Source organism: Streptomyces sp. NBC_00654, from assembly GCF_026341775.1.
In the GTDB taxonomy this organism is placed as follows: domain Bacteria; phylum Actinomycetota; class Actinomycetes; order Streptomycetales; family Streptomycetaceae; genus Streptomyces.
In genome coordinates, this window is the sequence record NZ_JAPEOB010000002.1 from 896316 (window position 1) to 912128 (window position 15813).

Annotated in this window: 14 protein-coding genes; 10 read left to right on the top strand and 4 right to left on the bottom strand. The window is 72.6% G+C overall.

The features are described from left to right. Nucleotides 1–188 precede the first annotated feature (188 nt). The 3 genes from OHA98_RS24210 (at nucleotide 189) to OHA98_RS24220 (ending at nucleotide 4637) form a co-directional block, all read left to right on the top strand. Nucleotides 189–674: a DUF6643 family protein gene (locus OHA98_RS24210; RefSeq protein WP_266928845.1), complete on the top strand. Its 486-nt coding sequence runs from the start codon at nucleotides 189–191 to the stop codon at nucleotides 672–674. Between the two features lie 610 nt (nucleotides 675–1284). Continuing rightward, entirely contained in the window at nucleotides 1285–1893 is a 609-nt protein-coding gene (locus OHA98_RS24215) for a hypothetical protein (RefSeq protein WP_266928846.1), read from the top strand. 299 nt (nucleotides 1894–2192) lie between these two features. After that, nucleotides 2193–4637, top strand: a complete 2445-nt coding sequence (locus OHA98_RS24220; RefSeq protein WP_266928847.1) for a right-handed parallel beta-helix repeat-containing protein — start codon at nucleotides 2193–2195, stop codon at nucleotides 4635–4637. On the opposite strand, the gene OHA98_RS24225 is transcribed toward OHA98_RS24220, so the two are convergent. Next, nucleotides 4607–7015: a hypothetical protein gene (locus OHA98_RS24225; protein ID WP_266928848.1), complete on the bottom strand. Its 2409-nt coding sequence runs from the start codon at nucleotides 7013–7015 to the stop codon at nucleotides 4607–4609. The genes OHA98_RS24220 and OHA98_RS24225 overlap by 31 nt on opposite strands. A gap of 320 nt (nucleotides 7016–7335) precedes the next feature. Between OHA98_RS24225 and OHA98_RS24230 the strand changes: the two genes are divergently transcribed. The 3 genes from OHA98_RS24230 (at nucleotide 7336) to OHA98_RS24240 (ending at nucleotide 9536) form a co-directional block, all read left to right on the top strand. Further along, nucleotides 7336–8181, top strand: coding sequence for a DeoR/GlpR family DNA-binding transcription regulator (locus tag OHA98_RS24230; RefSeq protein WP_266928849.1), 846 nt, complete (start codon nucleotides 7336–7338; stop codon nucleotides 8179–8181). 202 nt (nucleotides 8182–8383) lie between these two features. Continuing rightward, on the top strand, nucleotides 8384–8836 hold the full coding sequence (locus tag OHA98_RS24235; RefSeq protein WP_266928850.1) for an SRPBCC family protein: 453 nt from the start codon (nucleotides 8384–8386) through the stop codon (nucleotides 8834–8836). A 220-nt stretch (nucleotides 8837–9056) separates the two neighbouring features. Beyond that, nucleotides 9057–9536, top strand: coding sequence for an SRPBCC family protein (locus OHA98_RS24240; RefSeq protein WP_266928851.1), 480 nt, complete (start codon nucleotides 9057–9059; stop codon nucleotides 9534–9536). Nucleotides 9537–9618: 82 nt separating this feature from the next. Here OHA98_RS24240 and OHA98_RS24245 read toward each other — a convergent pair whose 3' ends face one another. After that, complete coding sequence (locus OHA98_RS24245) at nucleotides 9619–10752, bottom strand: PLP-dependent cysteine synthase family protein (protein WP_266928852.1); 1134 nt, start codon at nucleotides 10750–10752, stop codon at nucleotides 9619–9621. A gap of 232 nt (nucleotides 10753–10984) precedes the next feature. On the opposite strand from OHA98_RS24245, the gene OHA98_RS24250 reads away from it, so the two are divergent. After that, on the top strand, nucleotides 10985–11302 hold the full coding sequence (locus tag OHA98_RS24250; RefSeq protein WP_266928853.1) for a hypothetical protein: 318 nt from the start codon (nucleotides 10985–10987) through the stop codon (nucleotides 11300–11302). Nucleotides 11303–11618: 316 nt separating this feature from the next. After that, nucleotides 11619–12137, top strand: a complete 519-nt coding sequence (locus OHA98_RS24255; protein WP_266928854.1) for an ATP-binding protein — start codon at nucleotides 11619–11621, stop codon at nucleotides 12135–12137. A 69-nt stretch (nucleotides 12138–12206) separates the two neighbouring features. Here OHA98_RS24255 and OHA98_RS24260 read toward each other — a convergent pair whose 3' ends face one another. Both OHA98_RS24260 and OHA98_RS24265 read right to left on the bottom strand, forming a co-directional pair. After that, on the bottom strand, nucleotides 12207–12500 hold the full coding sequence (locus OHA98_RS24260) for an SHOCT domain-containing protein (RefSeq protein ID WP_266928855.1): 294 nt from the start codon (nucleotides 12498–12500) through the stop codon (nucleotides 12207–12209). A gap of 231 nt (nucleotides 12501–12731) precedes the next feature. Continuing rightward, entirely contained in the window at nucleotides 12732–13946 is a 1215-nt protein-coding gene (locus OHA98_RS24265) for an ROK family protein (RefSeq protein ID WP_266928856.1), read from the bottom strand. A 240-nt stretch (nucleotides 13947–14186) separates the two neighbouring features. On the opposite strand from OHA98_RS24265, the gene OHA98_RS24270 reads away from it, so the two are divergent. Both OHA98_RS24270 and OHA98_RS24275 read left to right on the top strand, forming a co-directional pair. After that, nucleotides 14187–15311: an MFS transporter gene (locus tag OHA98_RS24270; RefSeq protein ID WP_266930886.1), complete on the top strand. Its 1125-nt coding sequence runs from the start codon at nucleotides 14187–14189 to the stop codon at nucleotides 15309–15311. 97 nt (nucleotides 15312–15408) lie between these two features. Continuing rightward, the gene (locus tag OHA98_RS24275) at nucleotides 15409–15777 is read left to right on the top strand and encodes an SCO4225 family membrane protein (RefSeq protein WP_266928857.1); all 369 of its coding nucleotides are present in this window, start codon (nucleotides 15409–15411) and stop codon (nucleotides 15775–15777) included. The last annotated feature ends 36 nt before the right edge of the window (nucleotides 15778–15813 follow it).

The window sequence follows — 15813 nt, forward strand, 5'->3', positions numbered from 1 at the left end:
GCGCGGGGACCCGCCCGTCGATCGCCGGTAACCTGCCGTGAACTCGCCCTTTACACGATCACTACGCCGCCAGGCGCCCTTTTTTGCCAAGTTCGCTCGCATTGGGGATCGTGGTTCACTCACAACACGTAAAACAACCCTCTTATCGGGCTCCCCAACCAGCTCATCGTGGGCTTAACTTAGGTGTCATGACCTCCCCTCGCTCCACCTACGGCGGCGGCTACTACGCCGCACCGTCGTTCGCCGACACTCCGATCTACGACTCCCTGGTCGCGGAGCGGGGCACCCCTCAGATCGCTCCGATCCGAGTGCCTGCCGCCTATGACACCGGCAACAGCTATCTGCCCGCGCTGCCTTCGGCACTGCCGGCCCTTCCGGCCGCCCCCTCGCAGCCGGGCCCGTCGTACGGCTACCAGCAGCCGATGGCCCCTCAGTACCAGCAGGCCCCGGTGCAGCACGCGCCGATGCAGCCCGCCCATCTGCAGCACGCCCCGGCGCCGTACATCCCGCAGCAGCCGGCCCCGGCACGCGGCTATCAGCCCCAGCCGCAGCCGCAGCGGCCCGCCCCCGGGACCGGGTACGAATCGATGCGGCCGGCCTCTCCCCGGCCCGCACCGGCACCGTCCCCCTACGAGGACCCGTACAACCGCCCGTACCAGGGCCGGGGGTACTGACAGCCGGACGACAGGGGAGCCGCGCAGCGGGCCCGCGGCCACGCACGACCGCGGCGCAGGCCCGATCGCGGACGGCCGTGCGCGCCGAGGGGACCGGCGGGGTGGACGCACGGCCGCTCCGGGGCGCCGCCGTATGGGCCGCACCCGGCCGGGCCACCGGCCGCGGGTGCCCCCGGTGAAGCCGTCGTCGAGCCATGGGGACTCGACGACGACCGCCCCCGGATGCCGGTCGACAGCGCGGGCGAGGTCGTCACGCAAGGTCAGCAGCCGTGTACGACGCAGGTGTCAGCCGCGCACCGGAAGCGGATCGGCATCGGCGAGCCCTCTTCCCGGACGGTCGGGCCGTGCGGGCACCGTGTGATCACCGCAGCCGGGATGAACCTCCTCTTCGGCCGGAATCGGATCCCCGAGCGGACCGCGGCGGACCGGGTCGGGGATCCTGTCCGCAGCACCGGCCGGCCTCCCGGCCCGAAAGCCGGGAACTCGCCCGGACAGGCCGGACGTTGGAGCAGTGAGGTTGCTCTCTCCTCGCTTCCCCGGCAGGCGATCCGTGCCATATCGGGATATCACGGATTCGGTGGGTCACGGATACGGAACGGGGTGCGCGGAGATGCGAGCCGTCTCGGGAGTCTGGCGTTGGCGCCACAATCCCCTGCGCCGTGCCACCGACCGGTGCGAAGCCTGGCTGGCGCTGGCCGCCCTGCTGCTGGTGGTGCTGGTGGCGCCGGTGCTCGGCTGGGTGTGCGGCGCGCTCACCGACGACGCCCTCCAGGAGTCGGTCCGCGCCCAGCGGGCCCAGCGCCATCTCACGACCGCGGTCGTGGTGCGCCGCGCGGCGGGCCCGCCGCGCTTCGCCGGGGAGCAGGAGGGCTCCTCCGGACGGGCCGCGCACACATCGGTGGTAGCCACGTGGCGGGCACCCGACGGCAGGCCCCGCAAGGGCACGGTGTCCACCACCTCCAAGGCCGGGGGTCCCGGTTCCCGGGTCCGGATCTGGACCGACGCCGCGGGGCGGCCGGCGCCGCGCCCCATGGACGTGCCCACCGCCCACACCCACGCGGTGCTGGCCGGAGTCGGCGTGTTCCTGCTCGCCACCGGATTCATCGAAGTGGGCAGACGGCTGATCGTCTGGCGCATGGCGCACCGGCGTTACGCACAGCTGGACCGGGCCTGGGCCAGGGCCGGTCCGGACTGGGGCAGAGCCGGGACCGGCAGCTGACCGCCCCTCCCCGCGCACAGCCCCGCCCGCGCTCCCGGCCCCGGCACCCCTCCCGCCGGGTGCGGCCGTGACCGGCGGGCCACGGACCGTCACACAGGGCCGCCCATCCGGCTGATCAGCGGCAGACCCGTCAACTCCCGCGCCTCGCGCGCGCTACGGTGGACCGGCCGCCCGCCCCCTCGGCAGGCGGACCCGGAGCTGTCGCCGTCCCCTGGACGGCGGCACCGGCGCATCGCCCGCCGCAATGCGGACGTACCCGGGGGATCGCACACAGCACGAGGTGGGGGCACAGCAGCGCCATGGCACAGGGAACCGTCCAGGTGACGCACACCGGCACATCTCGATGGCGGCGCCGCACGGGCGAATACGCCTCCCTCTCCGCGGCTCTGGAAGCGGCGGCCGACGGTGACGTCCTCACCGTCGCGCCCGGGACCTACCGGGAGAATCTCGTCGTCCGCCGCGCGGTGACGCTGCGCGGCCCCGAGGGCTCGGTCGGCTCCGTACGCATCGCGCCGGTCGACGGCGTGCCACTGACCGTGCGGGCCTCCGCGATCGTCCAGGACCTGCATGTGGAGGGCCAGGACTCCGCGGCTCCCGCGCTGCTCGTCGAGGACGGGGCGCCCGAGTTCGCCGATCTGCGGATCGTGACCCGGTCGGCTGCCGGGATCGAGGTACGCGGCGCCGCCCGGCCCACCGTGCGGCGTTGCACCGTGGACAATCCGGCCGGGGTCGGCATCGCCGTACTGGACGGGGCGGGAGGGGTGTTCGAGGAGTGCGAGGTCGTCTCCGCCGGGCAGTCCGGTGTCGCCGTGCGCGACGGCGGACATCCCCGCCTGGACCGGTGCCGGATCCACCACGCCTCGGGCGCGGGCCTCAGCGTCACCGGCGAGGGCAGCGGCCTGGAGGCCGTCGGCTGCGAGGTGTACGAGATCAAGGGCAGCGGGATCCAGGTCACCGCCCGTGCGTCCGCCCATCTCACCGACTGCACCGTGCACCGCACGTCCGCGGACGGCGTCACGCTGGACACCGACGCCGTGCTGACGCTCGCCGACTGCGACATCCATGACATTCCCGAGAACGCGGTGGATCTGCGGTCCCGTTCCGTGCTCACCCTGACCCGCTCCACGGTGCGCCGCTTCGGCCGCAACGGACTCTCGGTCTGGGACCCCGGCACCAGGGTCGACGCCAACCAGTGCGAGATCCACGACAGCACGGGCGACTATCCGGCGGTCTGGGTGAGCGACGGGGCGACGGTGATACTCGACGCGTGCCGTGTCCACGACGTGCCCGACGCGCTGTTCGTCCTCGACCGGGGTTCGCGCGCCGATGTCGTGGACAGCGATCTCTCCCAGATCCGCAACACCGCGGTCTCCGTGAGCGACGGAGCCACCGCCCAACTGGACGACTGCCGGATCCGGGAGGCCTCCACGGGCGCCTGGTTCCGCGACCACGGCAGCGGCGGCACGCTGAACAACTGCACCATCGACGCCGCCCAGACCGGAGTCATCGTCACCAAGGGGGCCGACCCGACCATCGAGCGCTGCACGGTCACCTCACCCGCCGAGGCGGGGTTCTACGTCTCCGCGGAGGGCCGCGGCACCTTCCACGGCTGCCGTGTCACCGGCAGCGACGGCTACGGCTTCCATGTGATGGACGGCTGCCGCACCACCCTCACGCGCTGCCGCACCGAGCGGTGCGCACGGGGCGGCTACGAGTTCGCGGAGGGCGGCTCGCCGAGCGGCGACGGGAGCGGGACGGGCCCGGTGGTGGAGGACTGCACGAGCGACGAGAGCGGGCTGCGCGGGGCGGCCGCTCCCCCGGCGCCCGCGGTACTGACGGCGACCCAGTCGACCCCCGGGCTGCTGGGGGCGATGCCGGGGCAGCGTACGGCCCCGCAGGGCGTCCCGGTCCCGGAGCCCGCGGCGGCGGCCGCACGCGATTCGGTGGCCGTCCTCGGCGAACTGGACGCGCTGGTGGGCCTGGACAGCGTCAAGCGCGAGGTGCGGGCGCTCACCGACATGATCGAGGTCGGCAGGCGCCGCCGGGAGGCCGGGCTCAAGGCCGCCTCGGTGCGCCGCCATCTCGTCTTCACCGGCTCCCCCGGTACCGGCAAGACGACGGTGGCCCGGCTGTACGGGGAGATCCTGGCCTCCCTCGGAGTCCTGGAACGCGGCCATCTCGTCGAGGTGTCCCGGGTCGACCTGGTCGGCGAGCACATCGGCTCGACCGCCATCCGGACCCAGGAGGCGTTCGACCGGGCGCGCGGCGGGGTGCTGTTCGTCGACGAGGCGTACGCGCTCTCGCCCGAGGACTCGGGCCGGGACTTCGGCCGGGAGGCCATCGACACGCTGGTGAAGCTGATGGAGGACCACCGGGACGCGGTCGTGGTGATCGTCGCCGGATACACCCACGAGATGGAGCGGTTCCTCACCGTCAATCCCGGTGTGGCGTCCCGTTTCTCCCGGACCATCACCTTCAGTGACTATCTGCCCGAGGAACTGCTGCGGATCGTCAAACAGCAGGCCGAGGAGCAGGAGTACAGCCTCGCGGACGGCACCGGGGAGGCCCTGCTCACGTACTTCTCGGAGCTGCCCAAGGGCCCCGCCTTCGGTAACGGCCGCACGGCCCGCCAGACCTTCGAATCGATGGTGGAACGGCATGCGGGCCGGGTCGCCCAGCTCGTCGAGACAAGCACGGACGACCTCACCCTGCTCTACCCGGAGGACCTCCCGGAGCTTGTCTGAGCCTCCCCGTCGGCCTGCGTCGGCAGGAGCGGCCCGAGCTGTTCGAGCAGCGCGGCCCGTTCCTGCGCGAAGACCGGGTCGGCCTGGTAATCGGAGTGCCCCAGGATCGGTTCGGGCAGCGGGAGTTCGGGGGTACGTCCATAGGCCAGCGGGTCCTTCAGCGGCCCTCGGTCGACCTCCGTGCGCCGGCCCTCGTCGAGGCGGACGGGGCCGCCTATCGGGTCGGTGGCCCGCCACAGATTGCGCCAGCAGTGCACGGAGCGGTGCAGCCCGTGCAGGGGTACGGGACCGAAGTAGGCCGGAAACCACCGCCCGTACAGCCGCTCGATCGGTGAGCCGTAGGTGAGCAGGGCGACCCGGCGGCGGGTCGCGTCGGGCAGCTGCCACACCGCGGACGCCGCGAGGACGCTGCCCTGGGAGTGACCCGAGATGACGAGCCGGCCGCGGGTGTTCGCGCCGGTCCAGGCGGACATCCGGGAGGCCAGGTCGGGGACGGCCCGCTCGGCGTAGCAGGGCGGGGCGAAGGGGTGGGCGGCACGCGGCCAGAACGTCCCCACGTCCCAGAGGATGCCGATGGTGCGCCGGGCGGAGGCGTCGCGGTAGGCGCGGCGCCCGCAGGCGACGAACAGGACGAACCCGAAGCCGACCAGCCAGGAGCCGGTCGACTGGGCGGTCTCGGCGAGCGATTCGACGAAGGGACTGGACCCTTCCATCGCCAGGCCCGGTACCTGTCCGCTCAGCCAGGCCCCGCCCACCGCACCGGCTCCCAGCAGCAGGGAGGCGCCGGAGACCACGCCGACGATCCAGGGCGCGGAGTCGGTGAGCGCGGCCAGCGCCCGGGTCCGCGCGATCCGCCGGGTACGGCCGGGCTCGGGCCGCTCGGCCCCGTACTCCGCCTCGATTCCGGGGCCCGCGCGGCGGGCGTCGCGCGCGGTGCGGACGACCAGCGCGATCACCGGGACGAGCAGGAGCAGAAGCAGGACCGGGATGACCGATGCCTGCCAGCTGAGCAGTACGGGCGGGCCCTCGATGGCGGCGCCGCGGCCCATGCCCGGTGTGCCCGGCCCGTCGAGCCAGTCGGCCACGCGCTGGGCGACCCCGCCGGTCATGACACCGCCGAGCGCGCAGGCGAGCATCGCGACGGCGGGCCCACCCAGTCCGTACATGGTGGTGCGGGGTTCCGGAGCGCGGCGGTACAGGGTGCGGGCCACGACGGCGAGCACGACGACGAGGGCGCCCTGGCCGATGGCGAGGGCCCGGAACGCCGTCTCGCCGGGCAGGGAGCCCGTGGACTCCCAGGCCGGACGTGACCAGGCGGCGTATCCGGCGGCGAGAACGAGCAGGGCCAGCGCGGTGCCGGGCAGGAAGGTGATGAGGGCGCTGTCGAGCCGCTGGTCCAGGCGCCGCTCGCTGCGGCCCCGCCGGCACACGACCCAGACCGCCACCAGCGCGCACGCCCCGACGGCCGCCTCGATCAGGCCGCCGACCGTCTCCGGTACGGGACCGTCCGCGGCCCGGTCGTGGCGGACCGCGGCACCCGCGACGCAGGAGGCGACGGTGAGGAACCCGGCCGCGGTGTGGGCGGCGCGGAGCCGGGCGACGATCCTGCGCCCGTACCAGAATCCGGGCCGGCCGAGCGCGGGACGGACCGGACCGGCGGCCGGCTGCGAGGCCGCAGGAGTGTCGGGGGTGTGGGTCGTTTCGGAGGTGCCGGAAGTGCCGGAGGTGTCCTCGCCCGGTTCCGCCCCGTCCAGTGGGCGCTGCGATTCGTACGCGCTCCAGGTGCGGTTGGACAGGTACCACAGAAGCCCCACCAGCGAGGTGGGCACGAGGGCCGCGACCGCCAGGCGGCGTCCCGGCTGGGACCACCAGCCGCCCTGCTCGGCCGACAGGAAGCCCAGCCAGGACCGCCGGCCGGAGCAGTCGGGCGTGCCCGCACACTGCCAGGCCACCAGATCCAGGGCCACTTCGCAGGCCGCGGCCGTCAGCAGGACGGTCAGGCTGAGCGCGAGGAGCCGCACCAGTACGCCGTACAGCCGGACGGCGCGGGTACGGCCGGAGGCGGTCGGCCGCATCCAGTGGGCGAGGTTGACCACCATGAACGGGAGCAGGAGCAGCCACAGGGCGCGGGAGGCGTTGCCGGAGGTGAGGTTGGACCAGCAGTACGCCTCCGCGACGGGTTCCTCCCGGTACCGCTCCGGGTGCCGCTCGCCGTCGATGTCCTCGGGACGCCGGTACACGGCGGCCGTCGCGTCACCGGTGACCCGGACCGCCCGGGGATCGTCGAGCATCTCCTGGGGTGTGGTGCCGCCGACACCGTGGACCAGCAGTTCGAGCGCTGCCCCGGAGCTCTGCGGGGCCTGGGTGGCAGGGGGCAAGGGGGTGACTCGCTCTCTGGGCCGTCCGGCCTCGCGGCCGGGGGTGGAAGGAGTGGAAGGAGCAGGGAGAACAGCAGGAGGACCGGGAAGGCGAGGACACGGGGAGCCGGACAGGGAAGAGTGGCGCGACAAAAATTGGGGCGGCGCGCGGGGACACGAGCCGAAGCGCGGTCACCAGAATCCCGGACCCGGGCCGGGTACGGCAGATGTCTCACCGAATCTCCCCAGTGACGCGGCCAACATTCCTGCGTGGCAGGATGAACCACGTTCTGCGGCCCGACGCGGAACCGCATGGCCAGAAGGAAGGACCGGACCCGGCGTTGAGCGAGAATCAGAACCTGCTCGCGGAGCAGCGGCGCGCCCTGATCCTCGACGAGGTGCGCAGGCGCGGCGGGGTCCGGGTCAATGAGCTGACCCGCAAGCTGAGCGTCTCCGACATGACCATCCGCCGGGATCTGGACGCGCTCGCGCGGCAGGGCGTCATCGAGAAGGTGCACGGCGGCGCGGTGCCGGTGGTCGAGGCGAGCACCCATGAACCGGGGTTCGAGGCGAAGTCGACGCTCGAACTGAGCGCCAAGGAGGACATCGCGCGGGCTGCCGCGGCGATGGCGGTGCCGGGCAGCGCCATCGCCCTGTCCGGGGGAACCACCACGTACGCGCTGGCCCAGCATCTGCTGGACGTACCGGATCTGACGGTGGTGACCAACTCGGTGCGGGTCGCCGATGTGTTCCACGGCGCGCAGCGCCCCGCGGCGGGCGGCGCGGCACGGGCGGGGGCGGCGACGGTGGTACTGACGGGCGGTGTACGCACTCCGTCGGACTCCCTGGTGGGTCCCGTCGCCGACCGGGCCATCGGATCACTCCACTTCGATGTGCTGTTCCTCGGCGTGCACGGGATCTCGGTCGAGGCCGGTCTGTCGACGCCGAATCTCGCGGAGGCGGAGACCAACCGCCGTTTCGTACAGGCGGCGCGGCGGGTCGTGGTGGTGGCCGATCACACCAAGTGGGGCACGGTCGGGCTGAGTTCCTTCGCGTCGCTGGACGAGGTGGCCGCCTTCGTCACGGATTCGGGCCTCTCGGCCGGTGCCCGCGAGGAGATCGAGGAGCATCTGCCGGGTCTCGTGGTGGCGGGCGAATCGTGTGACGAGGCGGCCCCGGAGAGCTGACCCGGGGCCGTGTTTCCGTGCGCGCGCCGACAGGTGCCCGCACGCCGGCCGATGCCCGCACGCCGACGGGCGTCGTACGACGACCGATGGCCGTACACCGACAGATGTCCCGTTCGCCGACAGGTGCCCGTACGGGGACCCGGCCGCTGCCGGAAGATTCCGCTCGGCTCGCCGTATGCCCCGGGCGTCCTAGAATTCATGTGTGGCCGTCTTCCGGATCGAGCGCTTCACTCCCCTTCCCGCCGCCGAGTCCTGGCGGCGGGTGACCGACTGGGAACGGCACGGCACGCATGTCCCGCTCACCTCGGTGACCGTCCCGACTGGGCTGCCGACCGCGAGGGGCACTCTGTTCGTGGCCCGGACGGGCATGGGCCCGCTGGGCTTCGACGATCCGATGGAAGTGGTGCGGTGGACTCCGCCGGCCGTCGGGCGTGCCGGGGTCTGCAGACTGGAGAAACGGGGGTCGGTGGTGCTGGGCCGGGCCTCGATCGATGTGCTGCCGACCAATTCCGGATCCCATGTGGTGTGGGTGGAGGAGTTGCACGTCCGGCTGCTGCCGGGCTGGGGAGACCCCTTGCTCGCCTCGTGCGGGCGACGGGTGTTCGGCGGGGTCCTCGACCATCTGCTCGACGACCCGGTCCAGTGGGACCGCTGAGGGACCTGCCCGCTCCTCCGTACCGGCACCCGTGCCGGATCCGCCCACCGCGGCGGCACCATCCCATGTCGCCCGGGAAACGGGAGATACGGCGCGGGACGGAAGTGGCGATGCCTGGCAGGCCGTACGAACCGATCGGTCTATTGGTACAGACATCTGGTTGGCGGACGGCTATGGTATGCCCCGCCCGTCCGCCGCCGATCGCCCGGGAGGTGCGTTCATGGCACGCCGACTCCGTACCGTGGGACTGGACTTCACCGAGTCCGCGCCGCTGCGCCTGGTCTTCGCCGCCGAAGTGGCCGCACCCCCCGACGCCGTGTACCGGGCGCTGGCCGACGACGTGGAGGCCTGGCCCCGCTGGTTCACCGCGGTGACCAGTGCCGCGTCCACCGACGCGGGGGCGGGCCGGGAGGTACGGCTCAAGGGCGGCACGCTGCTGCGCGAGACGATCGTCGCGGCGGAACCCGACGAGCGGTACGCCTACCGGGTCGACGACGCCAACGCACCCGGTCTCACCGCCCTGTTGGAGGAGTGGCGGCTCACCCCCGCCGGGACCGGCACGCATGTCCAGTGGACGTTCGCCGCCGACGGGAGCGCGCTGTTCCGGTTCGCGCTCGGGCTGGGCCGCGCCGGGGTGGGCCGCTCGTTCCGCGGCGCCGTGCGCCGGCTCGACAAGCGGCTGGCGGGGGCACCGGCCTGAGAGCGGCGCAGCACCCCGGCGCACCGGCTCCCGCACCGGCTCCCCGGTGTCCCGGCGCGCGGTGTCCCGGCGCCCGGGACGGTCAGCCGGACCAGCTTCCCGTACCGAGGAATCGCTCGATGGTCTCGGTGTACGGGGCGATGTCCAGGCCCTGTTCCCTCAGCCAGCTGTCGGAGTAGTACTTGTCGAGGTAGCGGTCGCCCGGGTCGCAGAGCAGCGTGACGATGCTGCCGGTGCGCCCCTGCTCCACCATCTCGGCGACCAGCTTGAGCGCGCTCCACAGGCCGGTGCCCGTCGAACCGCCCGCCTTTCGTCCGATAGCACGCTCCAGCGCGCGTACGGCGGCGACGCTGGCGGCGTCGGGCACCTTCATCATCCGGTCGATGGCGCCCGGCACGAAGCTCGGCTCCATACGGGGCCTGCCGATGCCCTCGATACGGGAGCCGCAGTCGCTGGTGGCCAGCGGGTTGTGCTGGGTCCAGCCGTCGAAGAAACAGGAGTTCTCCGGGTCGGGCACACAGATCCGGGTGTCGTGCTGCATGTAGTGGACGTAGCGGGCGATGGTCGCCGAGGTGCCGCCGGTCCCGGCCGTGGCGACGATCCAGGCGGGTTCCGGATACCGCTCCAGCCGCAGCTGCTGGTAGATCGACTCCGCGATGTTGTTGTTGCCCCGCCAGTCGGTGGCCCGCTCCGCGTAGGTGAACTGGTCCATGTAGTGTCCACCGGTCTCGGCGGCGAGAGCCGCGGACTCCTCGTAGATCTTCCACGACGCGTCGACGAAGTGGCACTGTCCGCCGTGGAATTCGATCAGGCGGCACTTCTCCGGGCTGGTGGTGCGCGGCATCACGGCGATGAACGGCACGCCGATCAGTTTCGCGAAGTACGCCTCCGAGACGGCGGTCGAGCCGCTGGACGCCTCGATGACCGGCTTGCCCCGGCGGATCCAGCCGTTGCAGAGCCCGTAGAGGAACAGGGAACGGGCCAGCCGGTGCTTGAGACTGCCCGTGGGGTGTGTGGACTCGTCCTTGAGGTAGAGGTCGATGCCCCACTGCTCGGGCAGCGGGAAGCGCAGCAGATGGGTGTCGGCCGAGCGGTTCGCGTCGGCCTGGACCTTGCGTACGGCTTCCTTGAGCCAGGCCCGGTACTCCGGGTCGCTGCGGTCGATGTCCAGGGTCGCCGTGGCCCCACTGTCACGCCCGTGCTCACTGGTGTCCATCAGCGCGTGCCTCCTCGTGTCATCGCTGTTGCCCACCCACCACGATATTCCCCCCACCTGCGCAAACATTGACTTTGATGACCCATAGCACTGCCTTGGTGTTGACCGGTGGGGCGGTTGTGGCGCGCGACGCCGCCGGAGCGCGATTCGGTCCGGATGCCACCTGGCGAATCCGGCTCGGTTTGGGCAGACTGCCCAAGCAGGAGTCGGTACGAAGGGGGGCGAAGCCACAATGGCGGACGTCGAGTTCAGTGCGACCGGGGTCAGGATCGAGCGATGGACCAGGTCGCTCACCAATGCCGGACAGGTGATCGTCAAGGACGGCCGGGTGGCTCTTCTGACGAGCAATGGGCGCGAGATCGACAGCGCCCCGCTGGGGACGGTGAGTGCGGGCAAACGCTGGTTCGCGGCCGCCGATTCGGCGATCGCGCGGGTCAACGGGGTGCGGTACAGGCTGACGATGGGCCAGCGCAGCCACCTGCGGGACGGCGCGGCTCCCGTGAGCCGGTTCCTGGAGGTGCTGGGCAGCACGGGTGGCCGACGCGGCTGAGCCGGAGCCGGCGAGGCCCGGCGACGGCCCGAGCGGGCCGGAGGAGGTGAAGGGCGGCCGGCGGGGATCCGTCGGCCGGGCACCGCGAGTTGCGGCGCGGTAACCCCTGGTCCACTCTGGAGATACGTCACTGATGGTGTACCGGTGGTGACACTGTGATCCAGTCCGCCGGCCGGCAGCATTCAGGACGCGCAGCAGTCCCAGCAGTCCCAGCAGTCCCAGCAGTCCCAGCAAAAGCAGACCAGAAACAGCAGCCAGCCACATGCTGGATCCGTTCCTTCGTCTTCTTCCGGACCTATTTCGGGGAGTCGCAGCCGTGATCAGCGAGCCAAGCAGGCACTGCACGGTGGAGCTCCAGGCCCTGCCGTCGCGGATCGGTCAGGTCCGCAGAATCATCTCGGCGCAACTGCGCTACTGGCATCTCGATCCTCTGATCGACCAGGCAGCACTGGGCGTCACCGAACTGCTGACCAATGTCCACCGGCACGCACAGCCGGACAAGTCATGCACCGTCGAGATCGAGCTGCTGCTCGACCGGCTGACGGTCTCCGTCCACGACCACGACCCACGGCTGCCCACCGTGAACGACGCGGACTCCTTCGCCACCTCGGGCCGGGGCCTGGCCCTGATCGCCGCGGTCAGCGAGAGCTGGGGTGTACGGCCGAGCGGCCGGTCCGGCAAGGCCGTCTGGTTCACCTTGCCGGCGCCGTCCGACACCTCCACCCTGCCACCGCTCCCGGTGTACGGGTCGATGACCGACGGGCCGTTCGGTGCCGAGCGCACCGGCCCCGCAGCGGCGGTCGCGGTCCCCGTACGGCCCGCCGTCGTCGGCTGACCGCACGGGGAGCGGCCCGCCGTCGGGCGGGCCGCTCCGGCCGCTCCATCCGCTACGCGCGGTCTTCCGTCATACCGCACCGCCCTTGGAGGCGGGGCCGAACTGCTCGTCCAGGACGGAGAGCCGGCGCCAGTACTCGTCCTCGTCGATCTCGCCCGTCGCGAAGCGGCGGCCCAGCAGGGCTATCGGCGAGGGCTCGCCGGGAGCGTTGTGCAGGGGCCGGGCGGCCTGCCAGGGGCCGCGTCGGCCGCGCCACACGGTGCGCCGCAGCAGGGTGACGGCGCCGACGACGACCGCCGCCCAAATGATCGGGAAGAGGAGGATCCAGGGTCCGGGTCCGCCGTTGTACGCCAGGGTGTTCATCTTCGGTCAGCTCCCTCGTGCAGGGGGTGTTGTCGTGCTTTCCTGACGCTTACGAGAATGTCCCCGGCAGGGGGTCCGGGGCGTCGTACGGCCGGCGGCAGTGTGTGTACCCCCTCGGGAGCAGTCGGCGCACTCCCGGCTGCTCCCCCGCCCCCCTCCCTCCCGCCGCTCCCGGTCGACGTGGCAGTCCGCGGCCCGCTCCCCCTCGTCCTCCGTACCGCACGGGAGCGGTCAGGCGAGGGCGGCGAGCGGGTCGTCGAGCACCGGCTGCCAGGCCAGCTCGGCGGCGCCCACCAGGCTGTTGTGGGAGAGGGTGCAGGACAGGATCGGCACACTGCCGCTGCGCCCCCAGAGGCTGCGGTCGGCGACGACGGCGCGCAGCCGCTCCGGGTCGGCTTCGAGCAGGTCCCGGTGCAGCCCGCCCAGGATGATGCGGTCCGGGTTGAGGATGTTGACCAGACCGGCGAGGCCGAGACCGAGCCGGTCGATCAGCTCCTCGGCGGCGTTCCGCACGTCGGCGTCCTCGTACTCCGTACGCAGCAGGTTTCCGGCCTGCTTCAGCAGTGACTCCTCCGGCCCCGGCTCCCGGCGGGCGGCGGTGAGAAAGGCCAGCGGATCCGTTTCGACGTCGAGGCAGCCACGTCCGCCGCAGTGACAGGGGCGCCCCTCCGGGTTCACCGTGAGATGCCCCACTTCCAGGGCGAGCCCCGAACTCCCGCTGTGCAGGCGGCCGTCGAGCACCAGGGCGCCGCCGACACCGCGGTGTCCGGTGGCGACGCAGAGCAGATGCTGCGCCCCGCGCCCCGCGCCGTGCCGGTGCTCCGCGAGCGCGGTGAGGTTGACGTCGTTGCCGGTGAACGCGGGGGCGGTGATGCCCGCCTCGCGTACGCACGAGGCGAAGATCTCGCGGACCGGCGATCCCGCGGGCCAGGCGATGTGGAGCGGGTTGAGGGCCGTGCCCTCGGGTTCGGCCACCGCCGAGGGCACGGCGAGCCCGGCGCCGACGCAGCGCAGCCCGCTCTCTCGCAGCAGCCGGGCGCCCTCCCCGACGACCTCCCCGAGCACCTGCGCGGGGTCGGCCATCACGGCGACACAGCCCGGTGCGGTGGCGACGATCCGGCCGCCGAGCCCGACGAGTGCGGCACGGAAGCCGTCCGCGTGCACCTGGGCGGCGAGGGCGACCGGTCCGGTCTCGCGGACGGCCAGCCGGTGCGAGGGGCGGCCCTGCGAACCGGCCGCGGAACCGGGGCTGGAGTCGACCCGGATGAGCCCGAGCGCTTCCAGTTCCGCGGCGACCGCGCCGGCGGTGGCACGGGTGACACCGAGCTCCGAGGTGAGCACGGCGCGGGTGGGCGCGCGTCCGGTGTGGACCAGCTCCAGGGCGGGCCCGAGCGCGCTGCGGCCCCTCTCCAACTTCGTCCGGGTGGTGGTCACCTTGCCGTTCATGGGGGCGAGTCTCCCATGATCCGGAGGCATTGCCGACGCCCCGGGGACCGGTGACCGCCACTCCCCCGCTGTCCGCCCACGCATCGCCGGGCGCCCCCGGCAACTGTCTTGCGTCCCTCGGCCGCGCGCCCCTATGCTGAGTTTGTGCCGCAACTAAACAAACTGCGGACGGCCCTGACGGGGGGACTCGGCGAAGACACCGCCCCACCCTCGTCGGCCCGCCTCCGTACCGCGCTGACCGTGTTCTTCGCCCTCGACGGTTTCCTCTTCGCCGGCTGGGTGGTCCGTATCCCGGCCATCAAGCAGCAGACCGGCGCCTCCGCCTCCACCCTGGGACTCGCCCTGCTGGGCGTCTCGGCGGGTGCGGTGATCACCATGATGCTCACCGGCCGGCTCTGCCGCCGCTACGGCAGCCATGCCGTCACCGTGGTCTGCGGAGTCCTCCTCTCCCTGAGCATCGCGCTTCCCGCGCAGACCCATTCGGCGACCTCGCTCGGCCTGGTGCTGCTGGTCTTCGGCGCCGCCTACGGCGGCATGAACGTGGCGATGAACAGCGCCGCGGTCGATCTGGTCGCCGCCCTGCGACGACCGGTGATGCCGAGCTTCCACGCCGCGTTCAGCCTCGGCGGGATGATCGGCGCCGGGCTCGGCGGGCTGGTCGCGGGCGGACTCTCGCCCGCCACGCACCTCTTCGTCCTGACCGGAGTCGGGCTGGTCGTCACCGCCGCCGTGGGGCCGGTGCTGCTGCGCCACCCCTCGCGCTCCGCGGCGCCCGCCGCCCCGCGCACCCCTTCGGCCCCGAATCGGCGGCTGGACGGACGGGCCCGCCGGGTCGTCCTGCTCTTCGGGGTGATCGCCCTGTGCACCGCGTACGGCGAGGGCGCGCTCGCCGACTGGGGCGCGCTGCACCTGGAACAGGATCTCCACGCCCACCCCGGTCTGGCCGCAGCCGGATACTCGCTCTTCGCCCTGGCCATGACCATCGGCAGGCTCACCGGCACCACGCTGCTCGAACGGCTCGGCCAGACCCGGACGCTCGTCATGGGCGGCGCGATCGCCGCGGCCGGAATGCTGCTCGGCGCGCTCGCGCCGGCCACCTGGCTCGCCCTCGCCGGCTTCGCCGTCACGGGCCTGGGTCTCGCCAATATCTTCCCCGTCGCGGTGAGCCGGGCCGGGGAGCTGGCAGGGCCGAGCGGGGTCGCCGCCGCCTCGACGCTCGGCTACGGCGGAATGCTGCTGGGTCCGCCCGCGATCGGCTTCCTGGCCGACTGGTCCTCCCTGCCGGTGGCTCTGACGACCGTGGCCCTGCTGGCCGCCGCGGCCGCCGCGCTGGGCTACGGCGCCCGCAACGCGACACACACCTGAGCGTGCGTACACGTGAGCGATTGAGTAGGTGTACTCAGGCCGGACCGGCTGTCCCGGCGCACGATGGAGGTCTCGACCATTCACCCGGGAGCCCTCAGTGAAGAACCAGCTCGTCAACCACCCGCACCTGCGCGCACTGGTCCGGCTGACCTTCGGCAACGCCGCCTCACTGTGCTACCTCGCCCTGGTGCTCGCGGCAGCGGTCTTCGTGACCGTGGACACCCTGTTCGTCTCGCACGACGACGCCTCGTTCGCCGGAGTCTGGCTGTTCCTGCTGGCCGCGCCGACCGTGTTCGTCTTCTTCGTCGGCAGCTCCCTGGCGGGGGCGGAGTCGGGCGGGCCCGCCTGGTTCATGTATCTCGCCCTCGTGGTGTCGGTACTGGTGCAGTCGCTGGCGCTCGGCTGGTTCGCTCGGCTGCTGCGCCGGGGCGGCGGGGCCCGGTCCGCGCACCCTCAGGGCGTCTGAAACCTGCTCCCCCGAGCCGCCGGGCCCCTGGCACAA

Excerpts from the sequence above, each read along its gene's own strand:
- OHA98_RS24210 (WP_266928845.1), top strand. The coding sequence starts at position 189 with ATGACCTCCCCTCGCTCCACCTACGGCGGCGGCTACTACGCCGCACCG.
- OHA98_RS24215 (WP_266928846.1), top strand. The coding sequence starts at position 1,285 with ATGCGAGCCGTCTCGGGAGTCTGGCGTTGGCGCCACAATCCCCTGCGC.
- OHA98_RS24220 (WP_266928847.1), top strand. The coding sequence starts at position 2,193 with ATGGCACAGGGAACCGTCCAGGTGACGCACACCGGCACATCTCGATGG.
- OHA98_RS24240 (WP_266928851.1), top strand. The coding sequence starts at position 9,057 with ATGGCACGCCGACTCCGTACCGTGGGACTGGACTTCACCGAGTCCGCG.
- OHA98_RS24245 (WP_266928852.1), bottom strand. The coding sequence starts at position 10,752 with ATGGACACCAGTGAGCACGGGCGTGACAGTGGGGCCACGGCGACCCTG.
- OHA98_RS24250 (WP_266928853.1), top strand. The coding sequence starts at position 10,985 with ATGGCGGACGTCGAGTTCAGTGCGACCGGGGTCAGGATCGAGCGATGG.
- OHA98_RS24260 (WP_266928855.1), bottom strand. The coding sequence starts at position 12,500 with ATGAACACCCTGGCGTACAACGGCGGACCCGGACCCTGGATCCTCCTC.
- OHA98_RS24265 (WP_266928856.1), bottom strand. The coding sequence starts at position 13,946 with ATGAACGGCAAGGTGACCACCACCCGGACGAAGTTGGAGAGGGGCCGC.